Source organism: Streptomyces sp. P9-A2 (assembly GCF_036634175.1).
Classification (GTDB): Bacteria; Actinomycetota; Actinomycetes; order Streptomycetales; family Streptomycetaceae; genus Streptomyces; species Streptomyces pratens.
Window position 1 is genome coordinate 7,595,662 of sequence record NZ_JAZIFX010000001.1, and the last position, 14,884, is coordinate 7,610,545.

Genomic DNA, 14,884 nt, shown 5'->3' on the forward strand with positions numbered 1-14,884 from the left:
ATCCGGGCACACCGCATTTCGTGGATCTGTCCTGAGCTGATGGCCGGAGGCTGGGCGCAGATGTCCGGCTCCCGCCCGGAAGGCCCTCTCTGTAAGCCTTGGGTGAGACATCCTGCTTCGGCGGGTTGGCCTGAGACGGCACAACAGGGGGAGACACCCCTCATGGCCAGCACCGGGCCGTGGGCGGTGAGATGATCGGCCAGGGCTGTCAGCTCTGCGGCATCGCGCCCCAGCCGCTTCATTTCATCTGATTCCTTTCGTGGATACCCCCGCCTTCAGGCGGGGGAGGAAACGAAACCCCCGCGGAGCAGGGCGGGAGGCAGGGTTTCGCCGCCAGGCGAAAAACCGCGCCCTGACCAGCGGGTTTGATCCTCAAAAACAAACCCACTAGTTTGTGAACTATGACCACTCACGTGAAGCGGGCGTACAAGTACCGCTTCTGTCCGACCGATGGGCAGGCAGCCGAGCTGTCGCGCACGTTCGGATGCGTGCGGAAGGTCTACAACCTTGCCCTCCAGGCCCGCACCGAGGCGTGGACACGGCAGGAGCGGGTCAACTACAACGCCACCTCGGCGATGCTGACGGCCTGGAAGAAGACCGAGGAACTCGCCTTCCTGAACGAGGTGTCCTCGGTCCCGCTCCAGCAGTGCCTGCGGCACTTGCAGACGGCGTTCGTAAACTTCTTTGCCAAGCGGACCAGGTATCCGCGCTTCAAGTCGCGGAAGAAGTCCCGGGGGTCGGCCGAATACACGACCAGCGGCTTCCGGTTCCGCGACGGCCGGCTCACCCTCGCCAAGATGACCGAGCCTCTGGACATCGTGTGGTCGCGCCCGCTTCCCGAGGGTGTGAAGCCGTCCACGGTGACGGTCTCGCAGGACGCGGCCGGGCGCTGGTTCGTGTCGATGCTCGTCGAGGATCCAACGGTGAAGGCCCTGCCCCCCGTGGACACGGCGGTCGGGATCGACGTGGGCCTTACTTCTTTGCTGACCCTGTCGACCGGCGAGAAGATCACCAACCCGAGGCATGAACGCAGGGACCGTGCCCGGCTGGCCAGGGCCCAGAAGGCACTCGCCCGCAAGGAGAAGGGCTCCGGCAACCGGGCCAAGGCCCGCCTCAGGGTCGCCCGCATCCATGCCCGGATCACCGACCGCAGGCGGGATCACCTGCACAAGCTGTCGACTCGCCTCGTGCGTGAGAACCAAACGCTCGTGATCGAGGACCTGACCGTACGCAACATGGTCAAAAACCGGAGGCTGGCCCGCGCCATCTCCGATGCCGCATGGACCCAATTCCGGAGCATGCTGGAGTACAAGGCCCAGTGGTACGGCCGGGAAGTGATCGCGGTCGACCGCTTCTTCCCCTCCTCCAGGCTGTGCTCGGCCTGCGGCGCCCTGCAGAACAAGATGCCCCTCCATGTCCGCACCTGGACATGCCGGTGCGGCATCACCCACGACCGCGACGTGAACGCCGCGAAGAACCTTCTGGCCGCCGGACTGGCGGCAGCAGCCTGTGGAGACGGTGTAAGACCCCAACGGAGCGCTCCGGGCGGGCAGTCGTCGATGAAGCAGGAACCTCAGCGGGCGACCGCTGGAATCCCCCGCCTTTAGGTGGGGGAGGAAGTCAAGTTCGAGTTCAACCAGATCTACCGGCGGCTGGAAACCTCGATGACCGAGGCCGCGCAGTTCACGGAGCTGCTGCTGGATCCGCCCACCGTGCTGGATCCGGTGGAATCCGAACCGCTCGCACCGCGTGACACCGGCATCCGCTTCGAGGCGGTGACCTTCGCCCACGAGGGTGCGGAGCCGATCTTCAAGGGGCTCGACCTGGACGTGCCCGGCGGTGCGCGGATCGGTCTGGTCGGCAGGTCCGGCGGTGGCAAGACCACGCTCACCCGGCTCCTGCTGCGGATGTCGGACATCGACGACGGACGCATTCTGATCGGTGGTCAGGACATCAGCCGGCTGCGCCAGACCGACCTGCGCTCACTGATTGCCTACGTTCCGCAGGAACCCGCGATGTTCCATCGCAGCCTGCGGGACAACATCGCCTTCGCCCGGCCCGGCGCCACCGAAGCGGAGGTCCGCGCGGCGGCCGCGGCCGCCCACGTCACGGAGTTCGCCGACCAGCTTCCCGACGGCTTCGCCACCCTGGTGGGGGAGCGGGGAGTCAAACTCTCGGGCGGTCAGCGCCAGCGCGTCGCCCTGGCCAGGGCCATCCTGCGGGACGCCCCGATCCTGTTGCTCGACGAGGCGACCAGCGCGCTGGACTCGGAGAGCGAGCTCCTCGTCCAGGACGCCCTGTGGCGGCTGATGGACGGACGTACGGCCCTTGTCGTCGCCCACCGTCTGAGCACCGTCGCCGGCATGGACCGTCTCGTCGTCCTCGACCGCGGAAGCGTCGTCGAGCAGGGCACCCACGGGGAACTGCTCGCCGCGGACGGCGCCTACGCCAAACTGTGGCAACACCAGTCGGGCGGCTTCCTCGGCGAGAACGGTGAGCCGGCCCCCGGCGACGACCCACCGGGAGCCGGTCTCGCCGCACTGCCGGGACCGGCCGAACCGGCGGAACCGGCGCCGGACCGGGGAGGGAAGGCGTCGCCGGATGCGCGCACGAGCACCGGGCCCGCATGACCGGGCCGGCTCCCGGCCGTCGCCGGGCCGTCCGTCCGGGACGGCCCGGCGGATCCGGTGCAGTCCCCGGGTGCCCTCCCGGACGCGCCGGTCTCCGGGCACCGGTTCCTCCGCCCGGTTCCGCCGGCCGATACGGAACGTCTGCCCGCCGCTGCCGTAGAGCCCGCGTCGGCCGACACGGCCCCGCGCGCGCGGGGGCGGCGGCGAGGCGTCCGAGCCCTTGCCGCCGCCCCGCACGGGTGCGTCATGCCCGGTGTGGGATCCGTCGGACCTCGATCAGCGCGAGGCTTTCCGGATAGAGGGTCGGCGCCTGGACGCCGAGCACGGACAGGACGCGGCCCGGCAGTTCGACACCCTCCGGCGTCCACCAGGGAAGCGGGCTGGTGACCGGACCCCGGACCGCGTCCCCCGGCGGCAGCGGGGTCACGGCGTAGCGGGTGTCGTCCTCCAGACCGGGCAGGCGCACGCGGCCCGTCGGCATCTGCACGCTCGTGGCCTTCTGCACCACCGCGTACACGGCGTGGGACCGGTCCGGGGCCACGACGCCGTGCACGAGTACCGCGGGATCATGGGAGTCGCCGTGGACCACGGTTCCCCCGTGCAGCAGCGGCCGGAGCCGCTTGTGGGCCGCGATCCACTCGGCGAGCCGGCGGAGTTCCCCGGGCGTCGCCAGGGTGAGGTCCCACTCGATGCCCATGTGGCCGAAGAGCGCGGTGCCGGCGCGGAAGTCGAGACCGTGCGTGCGGCCCGTGGTGTGCGCACCGGGGGCGCCCACGTGCGCACCCATCAGTTCGGGAGGCAGCAACAGGCCTGTCCAGAGCTGGATCTGCTGCCGCTCCAGGGCGTCGATGCAGTCACTCGTCCACACCCGGTCGCTGCGTTCGAGGATGCCCAGGTCCACCCGGGCGCCGCCCGACGAGCAGGACTCGATCTCCAGCCCGGGATGACGTCGGCGCAGCTCGTCCATCAGCGCGTACACCGCGGTGGTCTGCGCGTGCACCCCGCCGACGCCGTACGGGCCGCTGCCCGCGTCGACGAGGTCGCGGTTGTGGTCCCACTTGAGGTAGTCGACGGCGTACTCGCCGACCAGGGCGTCCAGACGTTCGAGCACGTACGCGTACGCCTCCGGCCGGCCCAGGTCGAGCACCTGCTGGTGCCGGGCCTCCGGTGGCATGCGACCGGCCGCGGACAGGATCCACTCCGGATGGGCCCGGGCCAGGTCCGAGTCGGGGTTGAGCATCTCCGGCTCGACCCAGAGACCGAACTGCAGGCCGCGGGAACGGACGTGCCCGACGAGCGGATGCAGCCCTTCCGGCCAGATCTCGGGGTCCACGTACCAGTCGCCCAGGCCGGCCCGGTCGTCGCGGCGCCCGCGGAACCACCCGTCGTCCAGGACGAACCGCTCGGCTCCGACCTCCGCCGCCGCGTCCGCCAGGGCGGTGAGGGTGCCGAGGTCCTGGCGGAAGTAGACCGCCTCCCAGGTGTTGAGGGTGACGGGCCGTGGAGTGGCCGGGTGGTGGGGACGCTGCCGCAGGTACGTGTGGAAGCGCGCCGCCATGCCGTCCAGGCCCTGGCCGTACGAGCCCAGCAGCCACGGGGTCGTGTACGCGGCACCGGGCCCGAGGCGCATCTCGCCCGGCAGCAGCAGCTCACCGCCGCCGAGGAGCGAGACCCCGGAGTTCGTCCGTTCGGCGAAGGTGCGGTGGTTGCCGCTCCACGCGACGTGCAGACTCCACACCTCACCGCCGCGGAAGCCGAAGCCCCGCTCACCCACCGCGTGCAGGAGGGTGGCGTCGACGCCGGTACGTCCGCGCCGGTTCTCCCGCAGATGCGTGCCGAGGGTGAACTCGTGCCGCTGCGGAGACCGTTCCCGCAGATGGCGGCCGGTCAGGTCGAGCACTTCGGCGGCGTGGGCCGGTACCGGCAGGGCGAGCTGCAGCGCCTCCAGCGTGTAGGGGCCCTCACCCCGGTTGGTGAGACGCGCTCGCTGGCGGACGAGACCGGAGGGGGTCAGCTCCAGCTCCCACCGCAGGGCGAGCCCGGCCTGTTCGTCCGTGGCCTCGACCGTCAGCGAGCGGGGGCCCGGGAACCGCAGCTCCCGGACGGTGAAGGCGCAGGAGAAGTCGGCGCCCTCGCGGTGGCCGGACAGTCCCGGTGTGCCCAGCCAGCCGGCCGACTGCTCGGGCAGCACGCTCACGGGCACCGGGACGTCCGCAACGCTGGTGCCCAGCTCGGCGACGCTCGCCGCGGCGAGGGAGGCGAGGTCGCCCGCACCGCCCGGTGCGTCGTCCCCCGGGTCCCCCGGGTCTCCCGGGTCTTCCAGGTCTCCCAGGTCGGCCCCCCAGTGCAGTACCCGCGGGAGGCGGGGTCCCGAGCAGTCGAGGACCAGGCTCGTGCCCTCCGCACGGAAATGGAGCAGGTGGGAAGAACGGTCGGTGGTCACGTGTGTGCACCTTCGATCGGTCGGGGGCGGACAGGGGGACGGGAGGAAGCCGCCCGCGGCGAAGGCCGGCCCGGCCCGGCCGCGGCCGGTTCACCGACACCACGTTCCAACACCTCACGGCAGTTCCCGTCGAGGCCCGGGTCGGTGACGAGCATGCCGGCCGCCTCCGGCCCGGCGATGCCCGCCGGGCCGGCCGCGCTCCACCGGGTGAGGTCGGCGAGCATTCCGTCACCCACCCGCCGGCGGGGCGCCGTGTTCCCGGATCACCGCGACGTCGCCCGCGCGGACGACGACCTCGCCGTCGGCGGGGGCACCGCTCAGCAGGTCGGTGCCCGCCGCCGGGACGGACACGTCGCGCGGGGAGTGGTTGATCAGGAACAGGTAAGTGGCGTCCGGGCCGCGCCTGCGGACCGCCTCGACCCCGGCCGGGACCTCGGCCGCGGCGGTGACCCCGGCCTCCCGGCAGACCCGGGCCAGCAGCGTGCGCAGGGCGTCCGCGTCCGGGCGCGTCGCCACGTACCAGGCCACGCCGTCACCGTGACCGTGGCGCGTGACCGCCGGGTGCCCCGGGACCGGGCCGCCGCACGACGGGTCCGCCGCGAACGACAGGACCGTCTCGGCCCCCCGCGGTTCGACGAGTTCGGTCCAGACCGTGGCCCGTGAACCGTCGGAGAGCCCGACCGTCTCCGACTCCCGGAGCGGGAAGAACTCGTCCACCCGGATCCCGAGCATGTCCCGGTACGCCCCCGGATGGCCGCCGAGGCGGACGTGGTCGTGCTCGTCCACCACACCGCTGAAGAAGCCGACGGCCGCGTGCCCGCCGTCCGCGACGAACCCGTTCAGCGCCGCGGCGTCCGCGTCGCTCGTCAGGGAGAGACTGGGGACGAGGACCAGCCGGTGACCGCTCAGGTCGCTCCCGGGGTGCACCAGGTCGCAGGTGACGCCCAGCGACCACAGTGCCTCGTACCAGGAGCGGACCAGGTCGAGGTAGCGCAGGTCCCGCGAGGGGGTGGCGTCCATCTCGAGGGCCCACCAGGCGTTCCAGTCGAAGAGGAGCGCCACGTCCGACACCACGCGGGCGCCGCGCACCTCCGCCAGTGCCTTCAGATCCTGACCGAGAGCGGTGACCTCGCGCCAGGTCTTGGTGTCCGTACCGCCGTGCGGAAGCATCGCGGAATGCCACTTCTCGGCGCCGGCCTTCGACTGGCGCCACTGGAAGTACAGGACGCCGTCGGCGCCGCGCGCCACGTGCGCGAGGCTGTTGCGCCGCATCTGCCCCGGGGTCTTCGCGACGTTGCGGGGCTGCCAGTTCACCGCGGAGGTGGAGTGCTCCATCAGCAGCCACGGAGCGCCGCCGCCCATGCCGCGCGCGAGGTCGGCGTCGAGGGACAGCCCGATGTGCGCCTCGGGGTCCGCGGCCGTGAGGTACTGGTCCACGGACACGAAGTCGCACTCCTCGGCGAAGGCGAATCCGTCGACCTTCTTCTCGAGGGTGACCAGGAGGTTGGTGGTGAGCGGCACGCCGGGGGAGAGCCGGCGCACGATCTCGGCCTCGCGCCGGTGCAGTCCCAGCAGCGCGTCCGAGGAGAACCGCCAGTGGTCGAGCCGCTGGGTCGGATTCGGCACGGCGGCGGTGGCGCGCGGCGGCACGACCTCCGCCCAGTCGCCGTACCGCTGGCTCCAGAACGCCGTTCCCCACGCCTCGTTGAGACCGTCGAGATCCCCGTACCGCTGCCGGAGCCAGTCCCGGAAGGCCTCGGCGCTGATGTCGCAGAAGCAGTGCGCGTTGTGGTTGCCCCATTCGTTGTGCAGATGCCACAGCGCGAGCGCGGGGTGGTCGCGGTACCGCTCCACGAGCCGTTCGGCGAGGCGGCCGGCCGCCTCGGCGTACGCGGGGCTGCTCGGGCAGAACGTCTGCCGCGAGCCGTGACTCAGCCGGACGCCCTCGGCGGTCACCGGCAGCGCCTCGGGGTGGCGCAGCGAGAACCACGGCGGCGGGGACGCCGTGGCCGTCGCCAGGTCGGCGGCGATGCCGTTGGCGTGCAGCAGGTCCATGACCTCGTCGAGCAGACCGAACTCGTACGTCCCCGGGCGCGGCTCCAGGAACGCCCAGGAGAAGACGCCGACGGTGACGAGGTTGACGCCGGCCTCACGCATGAGGCGGACGTCCTCCTCCCACACCTCGCGCGGCCACTGCTCCGGGTTGTAGTCGCCGCCGTAGGCGATGCCGCCGAGCCGGTCGGACAGGTGCTTCAGTGCGTTGTTCACGACTTCACCGCTCCCGCAGCGAGACCGGCCTTCCAGTAGCGCTGGAGCACCAGGAAGGTGATGACGATCGGGACGACCGAGACGAGCGACCCGGTGAGGCTGAGGATCTGCAGCGACGGGTCGCGGCTGACCTGGGACTGCCAGGTGAACAGGCCCAGGGTGACCGGGTAGAGGCGGTCGTCCTGGAGCATCACCAGCGGCAGCAGGAAGTTGTTCCAGATGACCACGAACTGGAACAGGAAGATCGTCACCATGGCGGGCGACATCAGCCTCACCGCCATGGTGAAGAAGGTCCGCAGCTCCCCGGACCCGTCGATGCGGGCGGCCTCCAGGAGCTCGTCGGGCACGGAGGCGGCCGCGAAGATGCGCGAGAGGTAGACGCCGAAAGGGCTGACGATGCTCGGCAGGAAGACCGCCCAGAAGGTGTTGGTGGCCCCCACCTCGGCGAAGAGCAGGAACAGCGGCAGCGCGAGCGCCGTGGCCGGGACCAGCACCCCGCCGAGGACGACGGAGAACAGGAACTCCCGCCCGCGGAAGCGGTACTTCGCCAGGGCGTAACCGGCCATGGCGGACAGCAGTGTGCCGACGGCCGCGCCCGCACCGGCGTAGAGGAGGCTGTTGAGCAGCCAGGGCACGAAGACCCCGTCCTGCTTGGCGAACAGCGCCCGCAGGTTGTCGATCAGGTGCATGTCGGAGAACCACAGGCCGAACGTGTCGACCAGGTCGCCCTGGCTCTTGGTGGCCGAGACGAGCAGCCAGAACACCGGAAGCAGCATGTAGACGGCGATCACGGCCAGGAAACCGGTGGCGACGGCCACCGAGAGACGGCTCTCCCGCGGTCCGCGCGATGCCGTTTTCGAGGCCGGCGCGGGCGCGTGGGCGCCCGTGGTGTCGGTGAGGAGGCTCATGATTCAGCCTTTCGACCCGTGAACTTGAGGAACCCGAACGACAGGACGAACGTGGCCAGGGCCAGCGTCACCGACATGGCGGCGGCCTCGCTGTAGTTGTCCGACGAGGCGAGCGAGTAGGCCGCCAGGTTCGGGGTGTAGGTGCTGGTGACGCTGGTGGAGATGGAGCGCAGTACCTGCGGTTCGGTGAACAGCTGCAGGGTCCCGATGATGGAGAAGACGCCCGTCAGCATGAGGGCCGGACGCAGGATGGGGATCTTGATGCGCCAGGCGATCTTCGCCTCACTCGCTCCGTCCATGCGCGCCGCCTCGTAGATGTCGCCCGGAACGGCCTGCAGCGCGGCGTAGATGATCAGCATGTTGTACCCGGTGTAGGTCCAGGTCACGATGTTGCCGATGGACCAGAGCATCATCGACGAGCCGAGGAAGTCCGGCGCGGACCCCACCTTGTCCAGCAGCTCCACGACGGGCGACAGGCGCGGGTCGTACAGGAACGCCCACATGAGCGCCGCGATCACGCCGGGGATGCCGTACGGCACGAAGTAGGCGATGCGGAAGAAGCGCTTGAGGCGGGTCACCGTGGAGTCCAGCAGCAGCGCGAGCGTCAGCGCCAGTAGCAGCATCAACGGGATCTGCACCAGGCCGAAGAGCACCACCCGGCCGACGCTGCCGAGGAACTCGGGGTCGCCCAGTACCTCCTTGTACTGCTCGAGGCCGGCGAACACGGTCGTCTTGCGGCCGAAGGTGCCGCCGGTCCGTTCGGTCTTGAGCAGGCTCTGGTAGAAGGCGTATCCGACCGGAACCAGGGTGAACAGGATGAACGGTATGAAGAACGGCAGGAGGAAGAAGGCGGGCGCCCAGTTCCGCTTGCGGCGCGGCGGAGCGGGGACTGCGGTGTTCTTGACTGGCGGTGCCGCTGCCGCGGCTGTCCGGTCGACGGTCATGTGGTGGTCTCTATTCCCGGGCTTGCTCGACGAGGGGGGAGAGGACCGGCGGCCGCGTGTCCCACGCGCCGCCGGTCCCCGCAACTTACTTGGCGACCTCGAGGGACTGCTTCTCCAGGGACTCCACCGTCTTGGCGTCCGCCTGGGTGAGCGCGTCCTCGAGCGTCCCCTTGCCGCCCAGCGCTCCCGCGATGCCGTCGCCCAGGAAGCGGTAGGTGTCCGTCATCGTCGGGCCGAAGGTCCAGTCCGTGGTGACGTTCTTGGAGGCGTCCGCGAAGACGTCGAAGATCTTCTGGCCGTCGTAGAAGTCCACCGGCTGCTGCAGGGCCTTCAGCTCGAGTCCCTCGGTGGCCGCGGGGTAGAGACCGCCCTCACGGTTGAGGATCTCCAACGCCTTCGGATCCGTGTTCAGCCACAGCGCGAACTGCGCCGCCTCGTAGGGGTGCTCGCTCTTGCCGAGGACGGCCGTGGTCGAGCCGCCCCAGTTGCCGGCCGCGTTGTCGCCCGCCGACCACTGCGGCATCGGTGCGACGCCCCACTTGTCGGAGGTCGCCTCGGCGTTGTCACGGATAGTGCTGTAGCCCCAGGCGGCGCTGACCCAGGTCGCCACCTCGCCCTCGTTCCACGCCTTGTAGAGCGCCGGGGAGAAGCCCTGCAGGTCGGTCGCGACCAGCTTCTCGTCGATCATCTTCTGCCAGTAGTCCGCCACCTCGCCGGCGGCCGGGCTGTCGACGTCGACCTTCCACGTGTCGCCGTCCTGGCCGAACATGCTCGCGCCCTTCTGCCACAGCAGGCCGCTGAACCAGTTCGGGTCCGTCTGCGAGAAGTGCGTCATGTACGCCTTCGAATCGGCCTTCTTCAGCTTCTTGGCCGCCTCGTAGTACTCCTCCCAGGTCTTCGGGACGGATATGCCGTGCTTCTCGAACAGGTCCTTGCGGTAGAAGAGGGCCATCGGGCCCGTGTCCTGCGGCACCGCCCAGACCCCGTCCTTGCCGCCGGACCCGAAGGTCACCTGCGACCAGGTCCACTTCACGAAGTCGTCCTCGGCCTCCTTGACGCCCGCGCACGAGGCGATGTCGGTGAGGCCCTCCTGGAGGCGGAAGCTCGCCAGCGAGTCGTACTCGATCTGGCCGAGGTCGGGGGCGTTGCCCGCCTTCAGCGCGTTCGACATGTTCTGGTAGGTGCCGGCGTTGCCGTTCGGGGTCGACTTGACGGACACCTGGATGTCCGGGTTCTGGCGGTTCCACTCGGCCACCGCATTCTCGACGCCGGGGATCCAGGACCAGTACGTCAGCTCGACCTTGCCCTCGCTCTTCTCGCACGTGCCCTGGCCGCCCGAGGCGCTGTCCCCGGTGCCGGAGCCGCCACAGGCCGCCGTGGCGAGCAGGGGGAGGGCGGCAAGGGCCACCAGGGCCCGGCGGAGCGCGGGGCGTTGGGTCCGCAGTGACATGGCGTCTCCTCAGGTGCGTGCCGCTCTGCCACGTGTCCCAGAGCGGTCGGGGTGCGCACACATTGACTGTTAACGACTCGTAAAGTCAACACAGTCAATCGGGAGGTCACGGAATCAAACATAAAACGTTATCGACGTCGTGAGGGTGGAGAGCAATGGTCTCTACCAGCGGAGGTTGGCTTTGCCGACCGGGGGACGGGATTGTCGAACGTTGTCAGAAAACGATTCAGTGAATGTGCACAAGTGAATAATGTCGTCCGTGGAGCGTCCTGGTCAGGCTTCCCGGCGCAGTGAGGGCACGCCGGGGGCCCTGGTCGTGCCACCACCCGGAGGTCGTTCGACAGGCTGAACGGGCAACGCCGCGCAGTGAAGCGGTATCCCCGGACCCCGCGGTATGCCCGCCGGAGGGCGTCGCTCCGCGTCAGGTGCGGCGGATGCGCTCGTGCGTATCGAGGCCGGAGGCGGGCCCTTCGGCGGTGTGCCCGCCCTCATGCTCCGGCCGGTGCCGATGCGTGCGCTTTCCCGGCTTGCTGTTCCGCGGTGCCCGCCGGGCCGGGATCCGCTTCTTGAGTGAAGGCCGCCCTCCGCACCGACACCCGACCGTCCTGCCTGCCTCGTCAGACGACTGACCGCCTGCACCGCGACGAGGGACATCAACATCACCCTTGGGGCGGAGCGGAAGAGGCTTGGGTCAACTGATCCATGGCGGTGTGCGGCCCGACTCCCGATCGGCCGCCTTCGTTCATGACTGCCCCCGGACCGCGGGAGTGACGGTGAGCACGGATGCCCCGTGGAGGGTGCTGCTCAGGCTTGTGCCGTTGTCGCGGTGGGGTCCGGGAGAGCGGGTGAAGCCCTCCTGCAGTTGCCTGGCGATGCGTCGGAAAAGTCGGCAAGAGTCCCGCATGACGCTCTACCGGACCGTCCTCGCCGAAGGACTGCGCGAGGACCTGGTGGCCCTCCTGCACCACCGGCCGCTCACCGAGCAGTGGCCCGTGCTGCGGCGCTTGGTCAGCCCCTGCATCCGCGAGGTCTGGGAGGACGCCTTCCCCGAGCTGCCCCGCACCGCTCCGGCCGACACCACCGCCGCGTGAAGCTCACTGCGCTCCACGAGCGTCTCCTCGCCGACATCCTCGACCTCGGCTCCCCCTACCCGCTGGTCCTCACCGGCGGATACGCCGTGCAGGCCCACGGCCTGGTCGAACGCTTCAGCCGTGACCTCGACGTCGCCACCGAGAACCCCGCTCCGATGCCGGCCCCCGTACCGCGCCGGCTCGCCCGGATGATCCTCGCCAGGCCCGACAACCTCAAGGCCGAGCATCGCGAGCCACTGAGCGTTTTCCAACCGGTCTGCTGAGCAGAGCCGTTGAGAATATGGGCGGTGCGCAGATGTGGAGAAGCGCCTGGTAGTCGGGTGGGTGTCGAGTCCAAGCCGTCCTGCCAGCAGCTTCCGCGTACTTATCTGCCCGGCTGGTGTCGATCTGTCCACGTTCAGTTCGGGTGACAAGGTCGGGGAACGGGATCGGACGTTTTGAGCGGGGTCGGGGCCGGGGCTTCGAGTGTGGGGGGACTTGGTGGGTGCTGTCCTGCGGTGGAGGTCTTGACTCCTGACGTCGTTGACCGGGGTGTCTTGCTCACACTGTGTCGACCGCCGGCCGGGGATGGTGCGTTGCCGGCACCGGGGCCGGCCGGCCCCGGTGCTCCCCTTCAGGGGGCACCGGGGCGGAAAGCTGTGTGGGGACGCGGACGTCAGTGGTCGTACGACAGGCCGTGCCCGGAGCGGAAGAGGACCTTGGTCGGGTCGTCGGCCCGCTGGATGGGCACGGGCAGTTTGCCGCGCGGCTCGACCCGGCCGGCGATCACCCGGGCGGCGGCGTGCAGTTCGACCTCGGTCCAGCAGTAGGAGACCAGTGAGGCCGGGACGTCGCCGAGGTGGGCGATGTCGTAGGGGTTGCGCACCGCGAGGTGGACGACGGGGACGCCCGTCGCGAGCAGCCGGGACACCAGGGTGCGCTGGGTGCTGGTGGCGCCGACGTTGTCGGTGGTGACCACCACCGCGTCCCGTCCCCGTGCGGCGGCCACGGCCTCGTCGACCTTCGCCGCGTCGGGCGCCCGGCCGGTGGCGAGGTGGGTGGTGCGGTAGCCCAGTTCGTCGAACGCCTTGGCCAGCTCGGGCACCGTGGTGCGGGTGTCGTCGGTCGGGAAGGCCGGGCTGGCGCCGACCACGAGCAGCTTCTTCTGCCTGCGGCGCAGCGGGAGCGCCTCGTCCTCGTTGACCAGCAGGGTGGTGGTGCGCTCGGCGATCCGGGCGGCGGCGAGCCGGTGCCTGCGGGCGCCGACGACCCGGTCGACCTCCTTCGGGGAGACGTAGGGGCTGCCGCTGAGCAGGCCGACCTTGTCCTTGACCCGCAGGATGCGCAGGACCGACTCGTCGAGCCGGTCCTCGGTGATCTCTCCGCTGCGGACGGCGGCCAGGACGCCGTTGTAGGCGACGTCGATGTCCGGCGGGAACAGCAGTTGGTCGGCGCCGGCCTTCAGGGCGAGGACGGGCACGCGGTCGTCGCCGTACTTGGTGCGCACGCCGCGCATGTTGAGGGCGTCGGTGACGATCACGCCGTCGAAGCCGAGTTCGTCGCGCAGCACGCCCTGGAGGATCGTGGGCGACAGGGTGGCCGGTTCGTTGCTGGGGTCGAGCGCGGGGACCTGGAGGTGCGCGGTCATGATCGAGTCGACGCCGGCGGCGATCGCGGCCTTGAAGGGTGGGGCGTCGATGCGGTCCCACTCCTCGCGGGTGTGGGTGATCACGGGCAGTTCGGTGTGGCTGTCCTCCCCGGTGTCCCCGTGGCCCGGGAAGTGCTTGGCGCAGGCCACGACGCCGGCCTTCTGGTAACCCGTCACCTGGGCCGCCACCATACGGCCGACCTCGCGGGCGTCGGCGCCGAAGGAGCGGACGTTGATGATGGGGTTGGCCGGATTGACGTTGACGTCGGCGACCGGGGCGAAGTTCTGATGGATGCCCAGGGCGGCGAGTTCGGTGCCTGAAATCCGTCCGGCGGTGCGCGCGTCGGAGAGCGAGCGGCCCGCGCCGAGCGCCATCGCGCCCGGCAGCTGGGTGGCGCCGCTGCCGATGCGGACGTTGACCCCGTGCTCCTGGTCGATGGAGATCAGGGACGGGATGGGGGTGGGCAGTGCGAGCGAGGCCCGCTGCACACCGTTCGTCAAGTCCGCGATCTGGCGCGGGTCCTGGATGTTGTTCGTCCAGCCGGAGAAGTAGATGACACCGCCGATGTGGTACTTGGCGATCAGCTCGGCAACGGTGCGGACGCCGAGTTCCCCGAGGTTGCGGTCCTGGTCGAACTGGCTGGGAGAAGTCGCCGACGTACCGTAGAAGTACGGCACGAACAGCTGGCCGATCTTCGCCTCGATGCTCATCCTGGAGATGATCTTCTTGAGGCGGTTGTCGCGCTGGTGCGCGACCGCGGGGGTGGCCGTCACGCCCACGACGCCCGTTGCGCTCGCAGCGGCCACGGTCGCGGAGGCGAGAACGGTTCGTCTGGACAGACTCCGGTCCTGCATGCGGACATGCTCCTTCCAGCCTTGCCCATCAAGGGAATTGAGGGAAACGTGAAGGACTCCGAACAGCGGGAAACGTAGCCCGCAGATCACAGGCAGGGCAAGAGGTCTAGACAAAATAGGTCTGGACGGAATGAGGGCTCTCCTGCCGTGCGCGTGGCTGCCCTGAGCTGGGCTGACATGTGAAACACGCCGCTTCCTGTGATCCTTGGGGCGCCTGGCTTGATCTTTGACCTGTGCGGCGGCGTCGTGGGGTGGCTGACTTCTTCACGCGTCGTTGCGCCGGCTGTGTCGGTCCCTCGCCCGCCGGCTGCTCATCAACGCGGCGGATGTCCCCTGGCGCCTTCCGATCCGGACGTGCTGCAGCCCCCAGGTCGCCTGTGGGCGTCCTCCGGGCAGGAAGACGACGGAGACGATCAAGCGCTGGAAGGGCTTGTACGAGAACTGGCCGACGCACGGCTGTACGAAGCCGAGCAGCTACAGCCGGGGCGAGTTGCCTGACGACTCATCAGGCAAGTCGGCATCCAATCAGCATTGGACCGGGACAGTCTTCCGTACATGCTCCTGGCCGACGGCTTCGCGGCAGCTTGATCCGCGCGGATCACACAGGTGAGAACCCTGCTCGCCACGGCGCACGATGTTCTGGAAAGTCCTCGAGTCGAAGGCGTGCC

At 69.8% G+C, this 14,884-nt stretch carries 7 protein-coding genes and 3 pseudogenes; 4 read left to right on the plus strand and 6 right to left on the minus strand.

Translation table 11 applies throughout. The annotated features are described in order from the left end of the window. The first annotated feature begins 401 nt into the window (after nucleotides 1–401). Entirely contained in the window at nucleotides 402–1,607 is a 1,206-nt protein-coding gene (locus tag V4Y04_RS34155; RefSeq protein WP_332432186.1) for an RNA-guided endonuclease InsQ/TnpB family protein, read from the plus strand. Between the two features lie 9 nt (nucleotides 1,608–1,616). Then, nucleotides 1,617–2,630 (plus strand): annotated as a pseudogene (locus V4Y04_RS34160) (ABC transporter ATP-binding protein); the annotation flags it as partial. Nucleotides 2,631–2,874: 244 nt separating this feature from the next. On the opposite strand, the gene V4Y04_RS34165 reads toward V4Y04_RS34160, so the two are convergent. From V4Y04_RS34165 to V4Y04_RS34185, 5 genes are all read right to left on the minus strand, one after another. Next, nucleotides 2,875–5,073: an alpha-galactosidase gene (locus V4Y04_RS34165; RefSeq protein WP_332432187.1), complete on the minus strand. Its 2,199-nt coding sequence runs from the start codon at nucleotides 5,071–5,073 to the stop codon at nucleotides 2,875–2,877. 228 nt (nucleotides 5,074–5,301) lie between these two features. Then, nucleotides 5,302–7,341: a beta-galactosidase gene (locus tag V4Y04_RS34170; protein ID WP_332432188.1), complete on the minus strand. Its 2,040-nt coding sequence runs from the start codon at nucleotides 7,339–7,341 to the stop codon at nucleotides 5,302–5,304. Then, a complete protein-coding gene (locus V4Y04_RS34175; protein WP_332432189.1) occupies nucleotides 7,338–8,249 on the minus strand; it encodes a carbohydrate ABC transporter permease in 912 nt (303 codons plus the stop codon). Before V4Y04_RS34175 ends, V4Y04_RS34170 begins: the two co-directional genes overlap by 4 nt. After that, entirely contained in the window at nucleotides 8,246–9,193 is a 948-nt protein-coding gene (locus V4Y04_RS34180) for a carbohydrate ABC transporter permease (protein ID WP_332432190.1), read from the minus strand. The genes V4Y04_RS34175 and V4Y04_RS34180 overlap by 4 nt, the downstream gene beginning before the upstream one ends. A gap of 85 nt (nucleotides 9,194–9,278) precedes the next feature. Continuing rightward, nucleotides 9,279–10,643: an ABC transporter substrate-binding protein gene (locus V4Y04_RS34185; RefSeq protein WP_332432191.1), complete on the minus strand. Its 1,365-nt coding sequence runs from the start codon at nucleotides 10,641–10,643 to the stop codon at nucleotides 9,279–9,281. 887 nt (nucleotides 10,644–11,530) lie between these two features. On the opposite strand from V4Y04_RS34185, the pseudogene V4Y04_RS34190 reads away from it, so the two are divergent. Together V4Y04_RS34190 and V4Y04_RS34195 are read left to right on the plus strand one after the other, a co-directional pair. Next, nucleotides 11,531–11,734: pseudogene (locus V4Y04_RS34190) on the plus strand (hypothetical protein); the annotation flags it as partial. Next, a pseudogene (locus V4Y04_RS34195) lies at nucleotides 11,731–11,892 on the plus strand (nucleotidyl transferase AbiEii/AbiGii toxin family protein); the annotation flags it as partial. The pseudogenes V4Y04_RS34190 and V4Y04_RS34195, both read left to right, overlap by 4 nt. A 497-nt stretch (nucleotides 11,893–12,389) precedes the next feature. Here the strand turns inward: V4Y04_RS34195 and V4Y04_RS34200 are convergent. Then, entirely contained in the window at nucleotides 12,390–14,216 is a 1,827-nt protein-coding gene (locus tag V4Y04_RS34200; RefSeq protein WP_332432192.1) for a glycoside hydrolase family 3 protein, read from the minus strand. Between the last annotated feature and the right edge of the window lie 668 nt (nucleotides 14,217–14,884).